This is a genomic window from Bacillus sp. ISL-78, from assembly GCF_018613455.1.
Classification (GTDB): Bacteria; Bacillota; Bacilli; order Bacillales; family DSM-1321; genus Peribacillus; species Peribacillus frigoritolerans.
The window spans coordinates 1-21,508 of record NZ_JAGGQC010000039.1 but is presented as its reverse complement, the minus strand read 5'-3'; the positions used below and the strand labels follow the sequence as shown (position 1 = coordinate 21,508).

The 21,508-nt window shown below is 33.9% G+C and carries 18 protein-coding genes and 2 pseudogenes; 10 read left to right on the top strand and 10 right to left on the bottom strand.

The window, feature by feature from the left end:
- Positions 1-948, bottom strand: a 948-nt coding sequence (locus tag J7I96_RS25255; RefSeq protein ID WP_215048177.1) for an IS110 family transposase, incomplete at its 3' end; no start/stop codon positions are given.
- A gap of 366 nt (positions 949-1,314) precedes the next feature.
- Here J7I96_RS25255 and J7I96_RS25250 point away from each other — a divergent pair.
- The gene (locus J7I96_RS25250) at positions 1,315-2,181 is read left to right on the top strand and encodes an ATP-dependent DNA ligase (RefSeq protein ID WP_214774518.1); all 867 of its coding nucleotides are present in this window, start codon (positions 1,315-1,317) and stop codon (positions 2,179-2,181) included.
- A 243-nt stretch (positions 2,182-2,424) separates the two neighbouring features.
- On the opposite strand, the pseudogene J7I96_RS25245 reads toward J7I96_RS25250, so the two are convergent.
- Both J7I96_RS25245 and J7I96_RS28510 read right to left on the bottom strand, forming a co-directional pair.
- Positions 2,425-3,574 (bottom strand): annotated as a pseudogene (locus tag J7I96_RS25245) (IS3 family transposase).
- 576 nt (positions 3,575-4,150) lie between these two features.
- Entirely contained in the window at positions 4,151-4,282 is a 132-nt protein-coding gene (locus J7I96_RS28510; protein ID WP_214925897.1) for a YjcZ family sporulation protein, read from the bottom strand.
- Between the two features lie 662 nt (positions 4,283-4,944).
- Here J7I96_RS28510 and J7I96_RS25235 point away from each other — a divergent pair.
- The 6 genes from J7I96_RS25235 to J7I96_RS25210 all read left to right on the top strand — a co-directional run bounded on the left by J7I96_RS25235 (position 4,945) and on the right by J7I96_RS25210 (position 10,909).
- Positions 4,945-5,157 carry a hypothetical protein gene (locus J7I96_RS25235; protein WP_214925891.1) on the top strand — a complete coding sequence of 71 codons (213 nt, stop codon included), beginning with the start codon at positions 4,945-4,947 and terminating at the stop codon, positions 5,155-5,157.
- Between the two features lie 50 nt (positions 5,158-5,207).
- Positions 5,208-5,420 (top strand): hypothetical protein, encoded by a 213-nt coding sequence (locus J7I96_RS25230; protein WP_215048175.1) that lies wholly within the window; start codon positions 5,208-5,210, stop codon positions 5,418-5,420.
- A 19-nt stretch (positions 5,421-5,439) separates the two neighbouring features.
- A complete protein-coding gene (locus tag J7I96_RS25225; protein WP_215048173.1) occupies positions 5,440-5,655 on the top strand; it encodes a hypothetical protein in 216 nt (71 codons plus the stop codon).
- Between the two features lie 270 nt (positions 5,656-5,925).
- A complete protein-coding gene (gene cuyB, locus J7I96_RS25220) occupies positions 5,926-6,624 on the top strand; it encodes a cysteate racemase (protein ID WP_215048171.1) in 699 nt (232 codons plus the stop codon).
- Positions 6,625-6,745: 121 nt separating this feature from the next.
- Positions 6,746-9,151 (top strand): YheC/YheD family protein, encoded by a 2,406-nt coding sequence (locus J7I96_RS25215; RefSeq protein ID WP_215048169.1) that lies wholly within the window; start codon positions 6,746-6,748, stop codon positions 9,149-9,151.
- Between the two features lie 645 nt (positions 9,152-9,796).
- Positions 9,797-10,909, top strand: coding sequence for a UDP-N-acetylmuramoyl-tripeptide--D-alanyl-D-alanine ligase (locus J7I96_RS25210; protein ID WP_214774513.1), 1,113 nt, complete (start codon positions 9,797-9,799; stop codon positions 10,907-10,909).
- A 634-nt stretch (positions 10,910-11,543) separates the two neighbouring features.
- On the opposite strand, the gene J7I96_RS25205 is transcribed toward J7I96_RS25210, so the two are convergent.
- The 5 genes and pseudogenes from J7I96_RS25205 to J7I96_RS28225 form a co-directional block, all read right to left on the bottom strand.
- On the bottom strand, positions 11,544-12,407 hold the full coding sequence (locus tag J7I96_RS25205; protein ID WP_215048167.1) for a hypothetical protein: 864 nt from the start codon (positions 12,405-12,407) through the stop codon (positions 11,544-11,546).
- Positions 12,408-12,638: 231 nt separating this feature from the next.
- On the bottom strand, positions 12,639-13,166 hold the full coding sequence (locus J7I96_RS25200) for a hypothetical protein (protein WP_215048165.1): 528 nt from the start codon (positions 13,164-13,166) through the stop codon (positions 12,639-12,641).
- A 9-nt stretch (positions 13,167-13,175) separates the two neighbouring features.
- The gene (locus J7I96_RS25195) at positions 13,176-14,387 is read right to left on the bottom strand and encodes a hypothetical protein (protein WP_215048163.1); all 1,212 of its coding nucleotides are present in this window, start codon (positions 14,385-14,387) and stop codon (positions 13,176-13,178) included.
- A gap of 256 nt (positions 14,388-14,643) precedes the next feature.
- Positions 14,644-15,264 carry a recombinase family protein gene (locus J7I96_RS25190; RefSeq protein ID WP_215048161.1) on the bottom strand — a complete coding sequence of 207 codons (621 nt, stop codon included), beginning with the start codon at positions 15,262-15,264 and terminating at the stop codon, positions 14,644-14,646.
- 794 nt (positions 15,265-16,058) lie between these two features.
- A pseudogene (locus tag J7I96_RS28225) lies at positions 16,059-16,335 on the bottom strand (HAD family hydrolase); the annotation flags it as partial.
- Positions 16,336-16,882: 547 nt separating this feature from the next.
- Between J7I96_RS28225 and J7I96_RS25180 the strand changes: the two are divergent.
- The 3 genes from J7I96_RS25180 to J7I96_RS25170 all read left to right on the top strand — a co-directional run bounded on the left by J7I96_RS25180 (position 16,883) and on the right by J7I96_RS25170 (position 20,470).
- Positions 16,883-18,040, top strand: coding sequence for a cation:proton antiporter (locus J7I96_RS25180; protein ID WP_251029244.1), 1,158 nt, complete (start codon positions 16,883-16,885; stop codon positions 18,038-18,040).
- Between the two features lie 254 nt (positions 18,041-18,294).
- Positions 18,295-18,951 (top strand): potassium channel family protein, encoded by a 657-nt coding sequence (locus J7I96_RS25175; RefSeq protein WP_214926357.1) that lies wholly within the window; start codon positions 18,295-18,297, stop codon positions 18,949-18,951.
- A 157-nt stretch (positions 18,952-19,108) separates the two neighbouring features.
- Entirely contained in the window at positions 19,109-20,470 is a 1,362-nt protein-coding gene (locus J7I96_RS25170; RefSeq protein WP_215048159.1) for a TrkH family potassium uptake protein, read from the top strand.
- On the opposite strand, the gene J7I96_RS25165 is transcribed toward J7I96_RS25170, so the two are convergent.
- Positions 20,409-20,972 (bottom strand): GNAT family N-acetyltransferase, encoded by a 564-nt coding sequence (locus J7I96_RS25165; RefSeq protein WP_215048158.1) that lies wholly within the window; start codon positions 20,970-20,972, stop codon positions 20,409-20,411. The two genes, J7I96_RS25170 and J7I96_RS25165, sit on opposite strands and share 62 nt — an antisense overlap.
- A 153-nt stretch (positions 20,973-21,125) precedes the next feature.
- Complete coding sequence (locus J7I96_RS25160; protein ID WP_215048156.1) at positions 21,126-21,410, bottom strand: DUF3784 domain-containing protein; 285 nt, start codon at positions 21,408-21,410, stop codon at positions 21,126-21,128.
- Positions 21,411-21,508: the final 98 nt, after the last annotated feature.

Below are 21,508 nucleotides of genomic sequence, written 5' to 3'. Positions count from 1 at the left end.
GGGATGAGTATATTCCTTAAGGTCACCAACTTCTGAAAAGAAGCCGGCAACAGTGTCTCTACCAACACCTTTTATCGCTAACATTTGTGGTACACCTGGTATTTCATCAAGTAAACAATCTATTTTTGTATCTAATTCTTCGAATTTTAAGTAGATTAATTCATATTTAGCCAGAAGCGTTTTCAGCTCCAGTTTTGCCATTTCGGAGCCTTGTCGAAGTCCGATGGACTTACTGGCTGCTTGCTTTAACTTACGAATTTTGCTTAGACCTACACTTCGGGTCACGGTTTTTCTTAAGTGGGCTAACAGTTCGTGTTCAGTGAAATTTACTATTTCATGTGGTAAAGCATAGAGCTTTAAGAATTGTAATGCTGCTTTTCCCTCCCACTTCTTAAATACCGTTAGAAATTCTGGAAAGTACCGATCAATCCAGTTATGGACTTGCCCTTGGACCGTCTGAAGATCCTCTGTTAAAAGATCACGAATTTTCTTCGCCACCCGTAGTTCGGCATAAACTCCTTGTGGTATCGTAGGTTCGGCGTATCTTCCGTCTTTGACCAACTGGGCAATGACTTTAACATCTTTCACATCATTTTTAGTAGGAGAATTATCATCAAGCTCCTTGCTTTTCTTGACGTGCAAAGGGTTTACAGCTACAAACTTAATTTCATTTTCTTTTAACATATGAGCTAGGTTGAACCAATAATGCCCTGTCGGTTCCATCCCAACCATCACATTCTCCATACATTGTTCTTTCTTGATTTCCATAATCCAATTAAGAAAATGCTCGAATCCCTCTTTTGTATTCTCAAAATAACAAGGTGATCCAAACTCCATTCTTCTAAAGTCCTGAGCACGTGCCACATGCTTGAATTTAGCAATATCCACCCCTACAATAAGGGTTTGAGAGGTAATTTGAGCAATTTTCTTATTTTGGTTATAATTCATTTTAAAGCCTCCTGGTATTTGAGTTTTGTCCTTTTCGTTGCCGAGCTTCAGGACTCTCTCATTCTACCAAGAGGTTATTTTTTCGTTCAAACCTCATTTTCAGTTATTACAGGAATGCTGCCCCTTTTGTTGAAGTAAACACAAGCGATACTGTACATCTTAAACGCACAGTGAATGACGTTTGCTTTCACAATATGACTGTATGGATATGTGTAGTACAGTCTCTCGGTTTATACGTACTGCGTAACATCCCTTTAAGGTTTATTAACTGTACATAATTAACTTCCACATCTATCCTCTTCTTCTAATAAACCTCCATAAAATGTTGTGGTTTAGGATGTTATTGTTGTATGAGGAGGTTTAAATATGTTAAATACACCTATTAAGCCGATGCTTTTACAACCAGCTACAGAAATCCCCAAAAGCAATAAGTATATTCACCAATTAAAATTAGATGGTCACAGGGCTTTATTTCACTACGATAGAGGAAATATAAAAATTTTCACCAGACACCTAAATGAAGTCACCTATAAATACATTGAGCTACAAGGTATCAAATTGCCTGTAACGACTTGTATTTTAGATGGAGAAATGATTTGCTTTGACGGAAAAGAAAACCCTCCAAAACCTTGTTTCGACAGTTTAATGGTACGTTTTCAAATGTCTAATCAGGAAAAAATCAAAGAAATAAAAGACCTGTTACCTGTTCATTTTTCTTCATTTGATATTTTGTATTTGAATGGTGAATCTCTTATAAACAAACCTTTATCTGAACGCTTAGATACCTTAAGCACCATTGTAGAAAACACTCCGTTTATATCTACTTGTCCTACTTATTCAGACGGTGATGAACTTTATAACAGAGTAGAGGATTTAGGACTGGAAGGTGTGGTTTCTAAGAATTTAAGTAGACCTTATACATTGGATTCAAGACCACAAGACGTATTTCTCAAAATAAAGAACTATCAATATGATTCGGTAAAAATAGGAGCAATTCGTAAGAAAAAATTTGGTTGGTTAATGTTAGATCAGGATAATCAATACAAAGGTATATTGGAATTTGTTCCTCCAAAAGAAAGAAAAGCCTTTTACGAAATATCTAAGCAGCTAATCACTAACGAGGATGAAAACTATTTTTATCTTGATCCATTAATAAAGTGTGAAGTGAAATTCCAATGCTTGTCTAAAAAGGGACTTATGAGAAGCGCAAGTTTTCAAAAATTTATCATTTAGAAATGCTGTCCATATTTTTTGTACAGCATTTCATTTTTTTGTCCAAGAGTACAACCTCTTTTATGCACAATTTACATTCACAGTTTGTGTCTTATACGACATAAAAGACATGTTCGCCTTTTGCAACTATCCTGCCCCTATAGTTGCATAAAGAAAAAGCTGCCTTGAAGACAGCACCGATCTTCAGCTAACGCACCTGTTAGTGGATTTGAGTCAATATTTTGGACACTAAAAAGTTAAATCTTAAGCTGTATTTCTAATTCGGTCTTCAATGGCTTGTGGGGTTTGATAGCCCAAGCTGCTGTGAATTCTTTTTCGGTTATACCAACCTTCAATAAATTGGAACATCGCTAATTTAGCTGTTTGATAGTCTAGATATTGTACGTGGTTGACTTCTTCCTTCTTTAATAGGGCATGAAAGGATTCAATACAGGCATTATCGTACGGGCAACCTTTCTGACTAAAGGATTGCTTACTATGATGGCTTTGGATATGTTGAGTAAACTCACTGCTTGTATATTGTGAGCCAAGATCGGTATGAAAAACTAAGCCCTCCGAGGGCTTTTGTGATAGGTGTGCGTTATTGAAAGCTTTTATGACCAGTTCTGTCGTCATTGAACGAGAAAATGAATACCCTACTATTTTCTTTGAATGAAGGTCCAATACCGAAGCTAAATAACACCATCCGTCTTTTAACGTGTGGATATACGTAATATCTGCTACCCATTTCTCATTAATGGTCTGAGTAGTGAAGTCTCGTTTTAGCAAATTATCCAATTGAATAACCTTTTCTTTAGATGGATAGGGACGGTATTTTTTCTTAGTAATAGAACGAATTCTCGCCTTGCTCATTAAACGTTGACACGCTTAAGACTTAGGGGAAACCCTTTGGTTAATAAGCTTTCATGAATCTTTGGAGCCCCATATCGTCCCTTGCTTTCCAGGTAAATAAGATGAATTTCCTTCGTTAGTTCTTGGTTTTCCTGTTCGCGATTTGATACGACTATTTGAAGGGACTGATAATGGCTGCTTCTTGGGATTTCTAGTATTTCACACATCTTCTGTACGGGATATTGTTTCTTGTGTTCCTCAATAAATTCGGTAAGATCTGTCTCGGTTATTTTTTCGCGAATATGGCCATAGCCTTTTTTAAGATTTCAACTTCTTGCTTTAACCGAAGGTTTTCCTTCTGTATGGCGGCTAATTCCTTTGGAGTCATAGACTCTTCCCCTAAACCGATAGGGGTAAATTCCTTAACCCATTTATAAATGGTAACTTCTGATACGCCATATTCGCTGCTTAATTCTTTGACCGAATTACCCGAGTGATAAAGATCTACAATAGTCTTCTTGAATTCATTATTATATTTTTTACCTGTATTCTTACGTTCCAAGACGGACACATCCTCTCAAAAATCATTGTAAGGACTTAACTAAAATGTGTCCATGAAACTATACTAACTCCATTAAGTCCCATTTTCCTTAATTAAATCACGTTCTGATCTTATTTGTTCTTCTAAAAGATAATCCTCTAGCTTCCCATATCTTGAAGCTTGTGTTAATGATAGGCCAAACCCTTCAACGAGTATTTGTGGTCCAAAATTGCTTGCTATCATACTAAAACATGTAATTCTTAGAGACTTAGGTGTAAAACCACAAAAAGCCTTTACATTTCTTGCAATGAAGGCGGTATTGATTGGACTATCCTTATATACCTCTGATAAACTCGAACTTAAAATTAAAAAAGGGGCATAGTTCAGCTGCTATCCTTATGACCTTTTGTTCTTTTAATCTCTTAATTACAGTATTCGACTCATTCGGTATGGCGGCGGTAGCCGTAAATGGAACAGGAACTTACGGAATGTAGGCGAAGCATAAGCCGTACAGTTCGTCGTTATCGAATCATTAATATATATTATGTAACCCTGAAGGAAAAATTAAATGCAACCCTCATGTTAAGAGAAGCCTCCTTAACCACCTTCGTAACCATAGCCACATACGCCGGAACAACCGGCACAACTACATCCAACAATGATTAAAAGTATAAACAAAACGACAATAAAGACGAAACCTCCACCAAATCCAAACGGACGTAATTTGATGTGAAGAAACTTCCAACGATGTTTTTTGAATAACTTTCGGTTTGGGATTCAAATTCTTCGAAAAAAGGGTTTGAAGATGACATCCCCTTCCTCCTCTCTTCGGGGTCTTTTGGGAATGTAAAATTCAGAGCATTATATCCTCTTTTGGCGGATTATGTTTTTATTCGTTAAGTTGAACGATCTTGACGCACATCTCATGCGAGATAAAATAGAAAACTAGATAAGTTACAAAGACACAATCTATAACTTGACTTATTAAGCCGGTACAGCAGTCCCTTTCGGTCTCATAATTGCGAAGGAGATTATATAGGAAGAGATTCTTCAAAAAGATGAAGCAATAAAATGGTTTGTACGATTAACAGACAATCTTAGCAGGAAACTTGAAGCTTGGTCCATACGGTGAAGACCCCTTCTGGCATGTAAAACTATAGCCTTGCTTCAGGCTTCGCTGATACAATACGCGATTTTTCTGTTGGTGCCTAATAAACAGTACAGTCTCATATCATCATCGCTTTAGAGTGCATGACCATGGGTTTACGTTGGGCATAGAACCATTAATGTACAACTCCACTCTTGACCTGAATAATTTACCCAGTCTTTTTGTTGTACTCTGAATAATGTATAAAAGCAGTTAAAATCAATCAATGAACGGAGGGAGTAAAATGAGTTCAAAACAACATAAAGATACTGACAATGTAGAGAATGAAGCTGAACTGAGGAGTACAAACACTGCTAGTATTACTGACAGTGGAAACTCCAAAAATAATATAAATATTAATGCTAAATCTAATTCAAATGTAAATTCAGTGGCTAAAGCTGAAGCTGAGCAAGAACAAGAGCAAGAAATAGAAGATGAAGGCGAAGAGGGCTTTTAATAGCTTGTGTGATGAATGGAAAAATAAAATGAAAAAATGGAGGAAATAAAATGAGTTCAAAACACTATAAAGATACTCACGATAAAAAAAACAAGAATGAGGAAGAAAATGAAATCGAACTAAAAAGTCAGAATATTGCTCATGTTACCAACAGTGGAAACTCCACAAATGATATTAAAGTTTTTTCTAAATCTAATTCAAAGGTGCATTCAACTGCTGAAGCTGAAACTGAGCAAGAACAAGAGCAAGAAATAGAATTTTAAAAGAGGGGATATTTGCTGAATGAAAAAGAAAAAGAGCAAGCGTTCTTCTGAGAAGTCAGGAGATTTGACACAAGCGCAAATCACCCAAAGCGGTAATTCGGATGTTAATGTCCATATAAAAATTAATGTGGATGTAAAGCCGATTGCATTTGCCGTTCTATATTCATTATTAGCCAAAGAGCAACTAACAAAAGATGAATTTGAATTAGCACTTAAGAAATTAGATGAGTATTAACCGTTATATATCTCATTCAAAAAAACACTTAAATAGATTTTTGTTATGTTTACTAACTCTTCAGTGGTTTACCTCATAACCTAGACGGCATAATACCTAAATATCAACTCATGTGGGCGGCCTTTAGGGATTTTCATGTCGTCATTGTTTTATTAATTATCATTAAGTGAACGACCCGTTTTTAGTTGAACCTAGTTACGCTAATAACTAGGTGATATGAAAGATTGGAGTTTAAAATAACAATAGAAATGAGAAAGGAAGAGAGATGAGGTGCAAAAGACAATTGGAATACTTGGTGGAATGGGTCCCTATGCAACATTAGATTTGTTCCATAAAATTATTTTGAATACTCCAGCCCAAATAGATCAAGACCATCTTCAAATAATCATTTACAATAACCCTAAAATCCCTCCGCGAATACAGGATGTCAATCAATCCTCTACAAGTCCCTTACCCGAATTAATCAAATCGGCCATTACTCTAGAACAAGCTGGTGCAGATTTCATCATTATGCCCTGCCATACAGCGCATATATGGATCAATGAAGTAAAAAAGGCTATTAATATACCGTTTTACAGCATGATTAAAAACACTGTACAGGCAACAATACGTGAATATGAAAGTCTAGTGAAAAAAAAAATACTCCTACTTGCAACAGAAACAACTATTAATACTCGATTATATCAAAGTGCATTTGAAAATAGCCCATTTGAAACAATCATACCTGATGAAAAGGAACAAGAAGTAGTAGATAACGCCATTAAGAATGTTAAAGGAGGGAAGCTAAAGAATAATCAATATATTTATGAACTAAATCAAATTATAAATCATTATAACGAAAAGGGAATTTCAATGCTTATAGGCTGTTGCACGGAAGTTCCGCTTATGTTTCCTTATTTTAATAGGGTTATGAAAATGATTGACCCTACTTTAATGTTAGCCATAATGGCAATAAAAAAAATGGAATAAATAAAATTTACTTTTCATTTAGTTATAGATAAATATTCAAAGAGTTTTTATTAGTTTTTATGGAATTTTTAATAAAACTGATTGTATGTAATTTTCCAAAATCAAAAATGGAGGTAAAAATATGAATCCACTTATTTTAAAGGTTCCTACTATTGCAATTACAGGTAGTTCTGGAAAAACAACTACAAGAGAAATGATATCCTCAATCTTAGAACAGAAATGGAAAATTTTGAAAAATATAGGTAATAAAAATTTACCAATTCACACACAAAAAATAGCTGAAAGTTATAACCCCTCTGTCCAGGCGATCCTCTTAGAGTTAGGGATGGGAAAACAAGGGGCTGGAGAGAAACATTGTAATTTCATTCAACCCAATGTCTCCGTCATCACAAATATCGGATCAGCTCATTACGGAAACCTTGGAAATAGCATTGCATCAACGGCTAAATATAAATCTGCATTAATTAAGAATATGAAACTTGATGGGTTATTACTTATTAACAAGGATGACGAAAACTCAAAATTGTTAGATATAAGTACATTTAAGGGACAAATCATTACAGTGGGAATTAAAAATAAGGCAACTTATCAAGCGGGAGAAATAAAGTATGTGAAAAAGGGGATGAAATTTCAAGTTACACTTGATAATAAAAAGGAAGAATTCTTTATTCCTACATTTGGTAATCATAATATTCTTAATACTTTATTTGCTATTGCAATTGCTCATCACTTTAAATTCACTACATCTGAGATTAGAGCAGGATTAGAAAATTATAAAGTACCAAATAAGAGATTGAATTTTATTGAATTAAGTAACCAATCACTCTTAATAGATGACACAGTAAATGCTAATCCTCAATCTGTAAAAGCGGCTATAGATGTACTAGCCGAAATAGGTAAAGAGAAGAAAAAGATTGTTGTACTAGGAAGTATGCTCGAATTAGGTGAGTACTCGGTTAAAGGCCATAAGGATATCGGGCATTACTTAGCTGATAATAAGGTTGATGCAATTTATACGTATGGACAGGGTGCAAAATTTATTCGTGAAGGTGCTATTAATGCAGGATACGATGAGAAAAGGGTTCAACATTTTAAAAACCGGGAGGATTTACACAGAGAGTTAAAAAATTGCATAGAAAAGATTAGTGTAATACTCGTAAAAGGGTCAAGCCTAATGAACATGAACAAGACAGTCAAATATATAAAAGATCGATTTTTCTACTCAATTGTACTAGATAACGAGATAGACGAAAACTTTATTTATATGAGTGATAAAACGTTCAAGGAAACAGGTATCGAGTCCAACCATCTCACACTTCATTTTGGTACGTTAACAAAAAAATTCATGATTAAATTTGACGACAATTTAAAATTAAGCGAAATTATCATTCCTCAAAAACTAACGAAAGAAGTGCTAATTCCTAAGTTACCATATGATTATTATCTAGAGGATGACCAGTTATTCTTAGGTCCTGTTATAGGTATGCTCGTTTATCCAAGATACTTCGAAGATCCTAAACAACAAATTTTACGTTTTTCTAATTTTGAAAAAATAAGGGGACTTATTTTTCTTTTCAGGCCCGACTCAATTAATATGACCAATAAAACCATTTCAGGCTATTATTATAATCCTGAAACCAAATCATTTATATTAGGGACTTTTCCATACCCTTCTGTGATCTTTAATCGAATTCCTTTAAGGGAAAAGAGATATCAACATCTTATTGAACATATACAAGGAAACTTGTTTAATTACCCTTATGGGAACACAAATAAATGGGATTTTTGGGTTCACATGTCTAAACAACCTATTATAAAGAAACATTTACCTAGGACAAAAGAATATCAAAACGTGAACAGTGTATTAAAGGCATTTCAAACATGTGAAGCAGTTTATTTAAAACCAGCTACAATGGCTGGAGGAAATGGGATTTTTCATGTAAAAAAAGCCAGTGAGGGCTATTTATGGTCAGATGGATTCGGGAATAAATTTCCCATTAAATCAAAAGAAGAGTTTATCCAAACTCTTCAAAAGAATTTAATAAAAAATAAAAAGTATCTCATCCAAGAGGAAATTCCTTCTTTTAATAAGGAAAAAAATAAAATAGATTTTAGAGTATATCTTCAAAAAGATTATACAAAAAAATGGAAGTATTCAGGTATGGAAACAAAAGTTGGTCAAAAGGATAGTATAATTTCAAACTCAAAAAATAGGGAAAGAGTCATCCCGGGTGAAACTGCCTTAAAGGAAATCTATAATTTAAATGAAGATCAAACAAAACAAAAGGTAGAGGAAATTACTCAACTATGCATTCGAGCATTGAAGGTCATGGAAAAAAAAGGGTATAAACTAGGCGATGCTGCTGTGGATTTGGTAATTGATAAAAATAAAAAAGTCTGGTTATTAGAAGTTCAGCTAAATTATGCTGCAGAAATAAAAGCAAACAGAACAGAAGATGAACAAAGGATTCTCCCCTTAATACTCCCCACACCTTTTGAGTATGCAAAATCCCTTTCAGGATTTTAATACTATTATCATAGAATATTAAAAGAAGTAACGACCATCACATTTTTTAGCTATATGCCCTTACGATAAAATGCTCCTCTCCGTTTCAATAGGTAGAAAATTAAAGATATGCCCATTCTATTTCACTTTACTCAGTCCACTGCCTTTCGTCCATGAGAAAGAAGCTACTTTAATAGCTGGAACAAGTTGCTATTTAATTGTTTCCCAAGGACGCTTGCGCTTTTATAAAAAAACGATTGCTTGAATACATTACCAAAAATCATTTATAACATAAGGCAAACGGGGTGAAGAGGAGAAAATGTTTACGTTGCCTTGGACTATCCAAGCTTGGTAAAAAAGTATCCAGTTTGATCCGGTATATCTAGGAAACCCCTGATTCCCTTCTTACCTTTTAAGGTATAAGGGTTTTAAAGTCCGGAAACCTAATGAATTAGAATGCCTTCGATAGAAGACTAAGGCCTAGTTTTAAGTTTCATTTATTGTGTTTAGAACCAAACGACTATCCTAGGAATGTGGACAGGAATACCAAGCAGAAATTAATATTTTACAACTGTAATCTTGAAACTCTAGAAATTGTAAAAATATTAAATTAGTTTGGTTATTTATTGTGAATAGAATGATAAATTATCTATTAAGGAGAAAATTATGGAAAAATTTAAATCTACTAAAGATACAGAGAGTTTAATTATTGCTATTACAGGAAGTGCAGGGAAAACAACAACGAAAGAAATGATAGCATCGATTTTAAAGCGGCGAGGCAGGATATTCAAAACCAGATATAATTTAAACCTGTATGAACATACCGCTATTTACGCAGAACATATAAAACCCATTCATTATGCAGCTGTTTTGGAATACGCAGTACAAGACCCAGGTGATATTGTCAAGCACTGTCAAGCGATTCAACCACATATCGGAGTCATTACCAATATTGGCTCTGCTCATATCGGAAGGTTTGGAGGGTCCGTTTCAGAGCTAGCAAAAGCAAAAGGAGAACTTATCAAGGGAATTGATCCGAATGGAATGTTAGTTCTAAATGTAGACGATAAACGTTCCAAGCTACTTCAAACAAACACCTTTAGGGGGAAAATCATATCAGTAGGCATAACCAATTCAGCTGATTACCGTGCCTATAATATACAATATAATGATAAAGGCATGTCTTTTGAAATTAAGATAGATGCAGGAAAACAAATATTCCAGATACCTATTTATGGTACACATAACATCTATAATGCACTATCAGCAATTGCTGTCTCCCATCATTTAGGTTTTACAATCGAAGAAATGAAAAACGGACTTAAAACATTTAAACGACCGCATCGTAGGTTAACAGTTCATTCACTTCCGCAAGGGATTCGGCTTATTGATGATAGTTTTAGTTCAAATCCTCATGCACTTAAAGCAGCAATCGATGTCCTAAACCATATAGGAAACAACCATAAGGTAGCAGTTTTGGGCTCCATGATGGAGTTAGGAAATTACTCGGTTGCTGGGCATCGTGAGGTTGGGGAATATTTAAAAATGAAAGGGATCGATTATATATATACGTATGGAGCGGAAGCCGTTGAAATAGGAAAAGGAGCAATCGCCTCTGGTTTTTCACCCAATAAAATTATTCACTTTTCAACGAAAGATGAGTTGCATCGTTATTTAGTGAATCATATCCAACCTGGAACAACAATATTAATCAAGGGATCACATGCTTTAAGTATGGATCAAACGGTTGATTTTTTAAGACGTAGCTTCAAAGTATAAACTACTATCCATATTAAAATTAAAAAACTTTACTTTCTCTACCCCCTTCTCTAGTAAGCTATTGATAATCCACGATTACAATCTGCCCATATTTCGTCCGTAGAAATTTCATTGTCGGCGTATTCCTACATTTATAAGAGTTTATTCCTTAAAATATAGTTTCCGTGTATTGCTAAATAGTAAAAGTTCACATAAAAAAGGTGGACTTTTTATTACTCCGATTTTCCCCTGAAAAGAGTGTTTTACTATATATGGACAATTCAGTTTAATTAATGCTAAGAGGTTTAGCTTCGTTATCTTTTTCTTTTTTAGGGGATGTGATGCTTGAAAAGCTGTTCGTAAAAGCACACTTAACGAAAAATAAAGCCTGTATCCAATTCGAGGATCAGGCTACTTTTCTACTTATAATCAGTATTATGTAAACTAATGGATCCTTAGGTTTAGTTCCTGAAGAATTTATTCCTTGTTCTGATCAAAGCAAACTAATTTTAATAAGTTGAAGCCTCACCTATCTTTGACCCACTTTCAATAATCAAATCTATGTAAACTAACAATAAATGAAATCCATTAAGACTGGCCCTCTAATAAAAGAAAGAACTAAAATATTAATTTATAGTTCCTCCTTTAATAGGATTTAAATTTGAGTTAGTTCATAATCGAGAGGGGCTCGACCAGTATCATGAAATTCTATAAAGCTCTTTTTCCTATTTAACAGATTTGCAATATCACCATTTATCGAACTATGAGTAATACTACTAATATAATACTCCATATGTTCATTTACTTTAACATTTCCTACAAAGATTGGTGATCCTTTTTGATCTTGAAAATAAACTAAAGATTGACGTGATTCGATTTGAGCAAATAACTTTGAAAGTGACGATGGAGTTTTGAAACTTTTCTTTTTTGATTGTAACCATTTTAATTTCCAAACAAATTTAGAATTCTTTGTTTTATTTATTACTTTAAAGGGAATATTTTCAGCACTATTAATATTGATTTGTTCTATATTTAACTTAATGTATAGAGTTTTTTTATCGTTCGATTTTAATACCCATAATATTTTAAAGTCGTTTAAAGGGATGTTTTGCGAATAACGAACTTTGAAATCTTTATCCTCTGATAAAAAGGAAATTTTTGGTATAAGGAAATTTTTATAAAAATCATAGTTATTTATTCGCTTATCGTCTAATAAAACTTGCTCTACTGCAGTAATTGAACAACCGTTATTCTTTATTGGGATTGGTACTCTCTTTCTTACATAAGCAAAAATACTCGGAAATGAGAGAAGAATTAATGAAAGTAACAAAGTGGATGCTATAATAGTTATATCATCTGTCAATGTATTGGGACTTTCGGGATTATCATTTAAAGTATATCCTACACAGACTAACACCCATAATACAAATAAACAATATGAAACCCAACGGAAAACTAGTAACGTCCATTTAAAAATCAATGAGTTGCCACCAACATACAGCATTTTTTTAAATTCCAACGATATTTCTTCTTCTGTTATTTTTCCTTTTATAAGTTTTTCACGTAATTCCCAAAAAATTTCGTTTGACCTTTCCGCGGACTTGTCATAGAATTGTGCAAATATTATTGTAGTTAACGGTAAGATAGCTCCAATTACTGCTGAAATACCTGCTAAATATGTGTAGCTATTATTAGTTGCGCCAATAAAAAGGTTGGCAATATCATCAATAATTTTTCATTTCCCCTAAAATTAATTATTTTTTTCACTCATCTCAAGTAATTGGATATTTAAATTCATTATGTTCTCGATAATCTCGATATTGCTAGTCATATTAAATGTCGTTAGACCTGTTTTGTAGATTTTAACTAGAGTTGGCCAAGATTGACTTTTGTCGGTAGTTGTAAACGAAACTCCTATTATAGGATCAATTTCAAAGTATTGTATATTTTCATTATTAAATCCATATAGTTCTTTAACATTAATATTGGCAATATTCATTTTGACATGTTTTTGATCTTTTATAAACTCACCAAATTTTAATGCATTAATAACAGAGGATGTAAAACAAATGATACGCCTAGCATCATATATATATATAAGAAAGTTGTAATTATAGAGGAATAAGTTCTTTTTCCCCCAACAGAATTCTCCGTATCTATCCTTGTTAATGTCTAACTTATGTGTAACATCAAACTGGGATTTTTCATCACCTGACCATGGAAAGGAATTGAATCCGTGATCACCTTCTAAAATATAATAAGCATTTACTAGGTTCATTTTTATCACCTACAATCTATAGGTTGTATTAAAGTAACCTTCTACAGCATCTTTAGCTTCTTGGTTCGTTATAATTCCACATAATTGTTCTTTAATATTTATTAACACATTTGCAAATAATTCTTGGTTATTAACTTCCATTCTGGGCAGATTTGCATTTATTAATGCTAATGTGTTCTGCACCGTATTTTGATCAATTGCATTGTTAATAATTTGTTCAATTTCCAAACAAGCATCCTGAACCGTCAGCGTTCCTGGAGTTTGTAAGCTAATAAAGGAAACCTTTAAATCGGTCCTAAAATCGAAATGAACCTCAGCAATTAAATCGGCTTGTCCGTGATGATTCAAATGTATAATATCTAAAAGAAAGTTTGTAATACAATCCCCTCTATATACCCTATGTACAACATCTGAATCCTGTAACAGGTTTGTACCCCCTAGCCTTGCTCTTTTTACTCTAGGTGCCTGTTCATTATTAAAGGAAATTGATAGAATGTCATTTACAATATAATTATTACTACTCAGCTCTTGAAGTATTAAATATAGAGATAACAAAGATAGCGGATCGAAATCAGTAACACCTATTAAATTAGGAATTTGCCGGACATTATCCTTTACCTTAACTTCATAAATTGAAAATGAATTAATAGATTCATTAATAGCTTTAACCAGAGTATTTGCTGCCTTATTGTATCCAGTGTTAATTAATATCTTCTGCTTTGAAAAATCAAAGTAAATGGGTATTTGGCCACTGTGATTAATATTTTCACTTCTAATGTCATTACCTATATCCCGTTGGTACTCTCTATAACGACATTTTATTTTGATTGTTTGACCAACATCATCTACATTAACATGGTCAGCATCAAAATTAAACATGTCTCGTTCAATCGTATTTTCAAACAAATCATTAATAACCTCAGAGAAACGATCAAAATCAAGATTTTGATTTATATCTGAATTATAAATAATAAATGCATCACCGAGTGAATATCTGTCATGAAGTAAATCTACTATATCCGTAAAAACATTTTGTTCCATTAGTGGATTTTCTTGCACAAAGTTAATTATTATCTCTAAGCACTGGTTACTATCTTCATTAAATTCATATTGTGTATTGTGTTCTGTTGCAAAGTATTCCTGGATTGCACTTAAACGCTTTTTCTTACCAAAAGAAATTTTCGCTCTGTATATACGTACAAACTGTTCAATTGTAACCATATCTATACCCCCTACTCCATTTTCTTCTATTTTACTTAATAATCACCAAAATTGATATAACATTTTCCCTACTTTTTCCATTTAAACATAGTAATTCTATTTCAAATACAATTTTCCTTCTACAACTAAGCTGAGGGAGATTCGAAAATAACATCAAACATAAGTCGTAAGATTTTAAGTATATAATAATAAAATAAGTACCATTAATAACCTTTGCTTCCATTGAGCAAAAGCTGTTTTTTACGAGTGTCTTCTATTATATAGTGATCTTTTTAAAGTCTTTTTCATATTCCTTAACCAACTTATAAAAAGTCGTCTTTTTAACTCCTAATTCTCCCATCGCTTTAACGGCTGTCATCTCTCCTGCTTTCCATAAATCATAGATTTCTTTAAACTCTTCTGTTACTTGGGATTTCGGCCGGCCGAAGGGCACACCGTTTTGCAAAGCAACATCAATTCCTTCACGCTGCCGTTTTCGAATTCGGTCCCTTTCTTCTTCAGCCATCCAGGAAAGGATTTGTAAAACAAGATCTGCGATGAAGGTCCCTAAACTATCCTTAAATTGAGTAGTGTCCAACAACGGCATATCCATGACCACGATATCTGCTTGGATATTTTTCGTGATGTCATTCCATTCTTGTAGAATTTCTTCCTTGTTCCGGCCAAAACGATCGAGTGAATGAATATATAGGACATCCCCTTTCCGGATCATACGTTTTAACAATTGATATTGAGCCCGGTCAAAGTTTTTCCCACTTTGTTTATCTAGGAAGATATCTCGTTCATCTAATCCTTTTTCTTTCATGGCCTGAAGTTGACGCCCTTCATTTTGATCTTTGCTACTAACTCTTATGTATCCGAATTTCCGAACTTCCATCTTTTTACTCCTTTATCTACTTACTTTCCTATTATTCTACCAAAATCGTTCGTAAAAGTGTATGCAAAATCTTGAACGTTCATAAAGTGTTTTTCAACTTTAACGAACGTGAAAATGAGTTGATTTTATAAAAAAAAGAACCGTTCGTAAAAGTGTACTTTTACGAACAGAATTAAAACAAACGAATATTTATAATTTTATTTCTTAGTATCATCCTCGTTTTCGATCAAAGATCCAATAAGTAACTAATTTGAGATTTTTACTTTTTAATGTGTTTAATTTTTGGCAAAGCAGACCCCTCCATTCAGTGAATGGAGGGGTCTGCTTTTCTTTATTTAATAATTTTATTTGTGCCCCAGCTATGAAGTATATCTTCATAGCTGGGGCCAGATTTTTTTATCTTATAGTTAGAAATCTTATTTTTAAGCATCGCACTTATTTATAATAAGGCAAATAGACTATTCCTATAACATTATAGTTAAGAATATGAACATTGGAATGGAAATTCCAATTTCCAATACTAAAGTCCGGACTGTCAACTTAATATACACCTTTACCACCTTCAGCTGCCCCAGCAGTAAATATATTTATGAGAAAATACTTATAAATATTCCTACTTTATTATGAAAGACTACGCCTAGGATCTTCTGTGAGCTCATGTCTTATGCAACTAACGCACTCGTTAGTTCTATAAGAAAAGCGATTCTTATTAAAGAATCGCTCCCGATTGTTGAAGAGGGTTTTAGAAATTTAATATGAAATTACCTTTTGAATCTGATCATTAATATTTACATTCACGGGCATTTTTTTTCAAGAATCATCTTCACTGCTTCACTAACCGTCTCATCGACATATGCTGTTTCTTTTTTGACATCTTCATGGGCATGCGACAATCGCAAAGCTGTTTGGTGTTAGTTTAAACATAGGGATGTCATTAAAAGAGTCACCAATGCATGCGATTTCTTCGGGATTGAGTTGCAAGTGTTTTAAAAGGATTAATAAGGCATTTCCTTTACTGATGTTTTTCGGCATAATGTCCAGACAGCCTTCTTCAGAAACGAATGTATCCACATCTTCATTCCTGGGGTATGTCCTGGCTACTTCATATATGTTGAGTTTTGATAACGTTCTAAAAAAAGGTTCATACTATAGGAAACAACAAATACCGAGGTGGGTTTTATGCATAATTCATGGATTTATCAGCATTTCATCAATACTTGGTTATTTCCTCTGGTATTGGTAGGTGTATTAATAATACTATTTGCTATCCTTTATAAAAAAAATACCCTAAAAGAAAATGTCCCTAAAAAATAGTCTTTTAAAAGTACTGTCTAAAAGAAATGCATTTACTCCATTTAGGACGTCCGATAAGTAAATGTGAGTTCGTGAACGTGCTCAAACTGTTTTGGTACTTAAACTGACTCCGATCACTTTATTTTTTATGTTCCTTATTAACAATTATCTAAACTTGATTTGTATAAACATACTAAAAGATGTAGGTTTTATTATACGAATCCTGAGTAATGTAAATAAAGGTTATGTTATACGGCCGTTATTGGGTGTAATATGCATCATATGAAGGGAGAATAAGTATCTGATTACATACTGGATCATTTTATTGGCTATCGCGGTAGGGATTGTTTTTATTGCAGAAAAAATGAACCAACCGTATCCTACATTTCTTGTTATTGTTGGATTGATAATAGGCATTCTACCTATTCCCGGTTTATCTGAGGTCAAGAGTTATGCTGCAACTGATACTGTATTCCAAACTACAGTCATTTTAATCTTTTTATCAGCTCTATTAGGAGATGCGTCGCTTAAACTTCCGATTGATGAACTAAACCGGAATAAGAAGCCTATCCTATTGTTATCGTTTGTTGGAACATTCTTAACGTTTTTAATCGTTTCTTTTCTAATGTATTTTCTACTGAACCTTTCTCTACAACAAGCACTAATCTTCGGAGCATTGATGGCAGCCACCGATCCTGTTTCAGTCCTTAGTATTTTTAAAGCTATGGGCCTGAATAAACGGTTAACCATTATTGTTGAAGGAGAAAGTTTAGCGAATGATGGAGTAGCCGTTGTATTATTTAAAATTGCACTTGTGACCACTGTTTTAAGTCTAACAGGCACTTTTGAGGCTTTAATTGAGTTCATACAAGTAGTTATTGGAGGTATCCTTATCGGTGGAGTATGCGGATTTATTGCTTCCCGTATTACATCCAAAATCGACAATTATTTGGTGGAAATCGGACTTTCCATGGTTCTCTTTTACGGTGCTTTTGATCTTGGGGAACATTTTCATGTTTCAGGGGTGATCGCAGTCGTGACAGCTGGTTTAATCCTCGGGACATATGGGAAAAATATCGGGATGTCTGACCTGACACATGAAAAAATGGATTCCTTTTGGGAAATTGTTGCCTTCCTTTCGAATGCACTCATTTTCTTATTGGTAGGGTTAGAAGTCAGTAGTATTAATTTTTTAGATAAAGGATGGTTGATTATTGGGAGTATTCTAATCGTACTCTCGGCTCGATTTGTTGCCGTGTATGTCAGTCTAGCTTTTGATAAAAACATTCCTACTTCCTGGAAGCATGTAATTGCCTGGGGAGGATTAAAAGGGTCTCTTTCTATTGCTCTTATATTAAGTGTTACACCGGAGTTTGAAGGGCGAGAGCTGCTATTAGCGATAACGTTCAGCAATGTTGTATTTTCTCTATTAGTTCAGGGAACGACACTCAAAAAAGTAGTCGCTTTAGTCGGCGTGAAATAAGTATCTTTTTTGATAAAAAGAAAAGAAAGGACATGGTTATGTTATTTTTTGGTGCTGTAGATCTATCCATGAAATTAACTCCAGAATTTTCTCTTATTCGTCGTGAACTCATTATTTTCATTTGAGGAAGAATAGGACCTTTAACAATTACATTCAATTGCATTTGGAATTACTATGAGGTGTAAACCGATTACTAACCTTCATCCAAAAGGAAATAATAATTGGATAATCAAAATGTAGGGAGTGAGATAGAGATGATAAGAAAACAATATACAGTTGTTGGTTTGGGGAGATTTGGTACTAGTGTAGCTCTAAGATTATATGAGGCTGGACATGAGGTTTTAGGAATTGATGTTAATGAAGAACGAGTAGAAGATGCCAAATTATACGTGACTCATGCAGTCGTGGCGGATACCACGGAAGAGCAAACACTTGCAGCAATCGGAATTCGCAATTTTGATTGTGTAATCGTAGCAATTGGGAGTGATATGCAGTCCAGTATTTTAACCGTTTTGCTTCTTAAGGAGCTGGGTGTAAAAAAAGTAATCGCGAAAGCTCTAGGTAAGCAACATGGGCAAGTGTTAGACAAAGTAGGGGCCGATTGGATTATCTATCCTGAAAGAGATATGGGAGAACGTGTTGCAAATCAGCTTTTATCACCCAATATGTTAAACTATATTGAGCTGTCAAAAGAATACAATATAGAGGAAATATTAATCCCTTCAAGAATGGCTGAAAAAAGTCTACGGGAACTTGATATTCGTGCTAAATATAATATCAGTGCCATTGCCATCGTAAGAGAAGGAGATATCATAATATCCCCATCTCCAGATCAGATTATTCATAAAGAAGATTTATTAGTGGTTATTGGGGACAGAGAGAATCTAGCCAGATTTTCAAATATAGAATAAAGTTGACCTGCTGAAACACATTAATATATTGTCTAAGGGCAAAAAGGGTTATATTTTCTTTCCATTTTGATCTTTATTTAACCTCTTTATTTCAAGGTCAAGTGCAAAGGTATAAAGATAGGTCGGACGATATATTCCTTAGAAAAAGGAGATAACTATGCTACTTAATAAAAAACACCTTAGGTTTAACTTTATTAAACTTCACCCCGCACACATTCTGTTGTTTGGTTTTTCTGGGTTAATATTTATTGGAACGTGTTTATTAATGATACCTGCGGCTACTAAAGACAGGCATCATCTCAGTTTTATTGACGCCCTTTTTGAAGCTACTTCTGCTGTCTGTGTAACAGGACTAGCAGTTGTGGATACTGGTACAACGTTTACACTGTTTGGACAAATCGTTTTGCTTATTCTTATTCAATTGGGTGGCTGGGGATTTATGACCAGTAGCATACTGATGTTTATCATCGTAGGAAAAAGGATTGGCTTGAAACAAAGGTTATTGCTTCAAGAATCTTTGAACACGTTTTCAGTACAAGGGGTAATCAAACTAGTTCAACGAATTATCATCATTACTTTAATTGTTGAAATTATAGGGGCTGCTGCTCTGGCCATTCGCTGGTCACAGGAAATGAGTTGGGGGAAATCAGTTTATTATGGAATATTTCATTCTATCTCAGCTTTTAACAACGCAGGATTTGGCTTAGAACCTGATAACTTAAGTAAGTGGGTAGGAGACCCAACTGTAAATCTTACTATTACTTTGTTGTTTATGCTTGGGGGAATCGGATTTTTTGTAATCACAGATATATATGAACAGAAAAAATTAAAAATAAAAAGGTTATCTCTTCACACCAAAATTACGTTATTATTTACCCTACTGATAAATGTGGTAAGTACCTTTATCATTTTCGGCTTAGAATTCAATAATTCTGCTACCTTAGGAACGTTGGATATAGTGGATAAATGGTGGGCTGCTTACTTTCAAGGTGTTGTCCCCCGTACGGCTGGCTTCAATACAGTTGATATAAGCCAACTTACATTAAGTTCTCAAGTATATATGATGGGATTAATGTTTATAGGGGCAGCTTCAGGATCAACAGGGGGCGGAATAAAAGTAACGACATTTGCTTTGTTACTGTTTGCCCTATGGGCAGTTATAACCAATAAGGAAGATATAAGTGTTTTTGAACGAAGAATTCCAAAGTCTCAGGTTTTTAGAGCTTTATCAATTGCTGTTTCTGGGGTAATATTTATTTTTATCATCTTCTTTTTACTCACTATAACAGAAAAAGGGGCTGACATGTCCAAGATATTATTCGAAACGGTCTCTGCTTTTGGTACAGTTGGATTAAGTGCTGGATTTACTGGGGAACTGAGCCCTATTGGTCGTATTTTGATTACAATTATGATGTTGGTGGGTAGGGTTGGACCTCTGACCATGGCGTTTGCAATTGCTATTCATTCAAATGATAAATCAAAAATTCGTTATGCAGAAGAAAAAATCTTAATTGGATAAATGTTAAGTCAAAAGAGCATATACTTATGCTCTCTTCTTTTTTCAATCCTAATTTTTGCATAACTCTTCCTGAAGCTGGATTTGAATTAAAGTAACGAGCAAATACTTTATGGTATTGCTTTTCTTCAAATGCAAAATTTAATATGGCTTGAGCTGCCTCTGTAGCATATCCATTTCCCCAAAATTTTTCACCAATCCAATAGGCTAATTCACCATTATTAAACTTTTGGTTGTTAGATAGCGCTATAGCTCCATATAATTCTCCATTTTCCTTATCTGTTATAGCAAATTCATATGATTTATTAGCATTAAAATTATCAAGAGGATGCTCAATCCATGATAAAGCATCCTCTATAGAGTATGGATAAGGTAGGTACAATGTATTTTTATAAATATTATAATTATTACAAAGTTTAGTAACAGCTACTGCATCAGATTTTTGAAACAGTCTTAGTACTAGCCGTTTAGTGGTAATTGTTTTATTTAGATTATCATATATCATAAGAAATCCTCCCTAATTTTGGATACTTATTCTTGCATATATTTACTATAATTATCCAAAAGTTCTTATTCAACTAATCTGCCCCTTTAGTGCCATAAGAAAAAGGCTGCCGCAGCAACCTTTCTTCTTGAAGTAAAGCACCCGTTAGTTGAATTAATCGAGTAATCTTCTATTGATAAATACGTACGTAATTGTTAATAAAACCAACAAAGCAATTATAAGAACCGTTCCTTCATAAGGATAGTCAATGAAACTATTGATAACTGCTAACAATCCAAAAGGAAGAAAAAAAACTCCACCTGTTACTGTACCTAACAAAGACTTATTTTTAATCATTTTTTCATTAAATCCAGCTAACAACCAGGTTTGTTTTTTCACAGCTACTAAGTAAGACACAAGTAAAAGAGCTATACCAATAACCAATAATCCGTAATCCACCTTTACACCTCCCAAGGACAACTTTGTTTCTTGTTATTTTTTATACGAATAGTAAAGGAAAAAGTTTCCTTTACTTCAACTATCCTGCCCCTTTCGTA

Excerpts from the sequence above, each read along its gene's own strand:
- J7I96_RS25250 (WP_214774518.1), top strand. The coding sequence starts at position 1,315 with ATGTTAAATACACCTATTAAGCCGATGCTTTTACAACCAGCTACAGAA.
- J7I96_RS25235 (WP_214925891.1), top strand. The coding sequence starts at position 4,945 with ATGAGTTCAAAACAACATAAAGATACTGACAATGTAGAGAATGAAGCT.
- J7I96_RS25230 (WP_215048175.1), top strand. The coding sequence starts at position 5,208 with ATGAGTTCAAAACACTATAAAGATACTCACGATAAAAAAAACAAGAAT.
- J7I96_RS25225 (WP_215048173.1), top strand. The coding sequence starts at position 5,440 with ATGAAAAAGAAAAAGAGCAAGCGTTCTTCTGAGAAGTCAGGAGATTTG.
- J7I96_RS25215 (WP_215048169.1), top strand. The coding sequence starts at position 6,746 with ATGAATCCACTTATTTTAAAGGTTCCTACTATTGCAATTACAGGTAGT.
- J7I96_RS25210 (WP_214774513.1), top strand. The coding sequence starts at position 9,797 with ATGGAAAAATTTAAATCTACTAAAGATACAGAGAGTTTAATTATTGCT.
- J7I96_RS25200 (WP_215048165.1), bottom strand. The coding sequence starts at position 13,166 with ATGAACCTAGTAAATGCTTATTATATTTTAGAAGGTGATCACGGATTC.
- J7I96_RS25195 (WP_215048163.1), bottom strand. The coding sequence starts at position 14,387 with ATGGTTACAATTGAACAGTTTGTACGTATATACAGAGCGAAAATTTCT.
- J7I96_RS25190 (WP_215048161.1), bottom strand. The coding sequence starts at position 15,264 with ATGGAAGTTCGGAAATTCGGATACATAAGAGTTAGTAGCAAAGATCAA.
- J7I96_RS25175 (WP_214926357.1), top strand. The coding sequence starts at position 18,295 with ATGATAAGAAAACAATATACAGTTGTTGGTTTGGGGAGATTTGGTACT.
- J7I96_RS25170 (WP_215048159.1), top strand. The coding sequence starts at position 19,109 with ATGCTACTTAATAAAAAACACCTTAGGTTTAACTTTATTAAACTTCAC.
- J7I96_RS25165 (WP_215048158.1), bottom strand. The coding sequence starts at position 20,972 with ATGATATATGATAATCTAAATAAAACAATTACCACTAAACGGCTAGTA.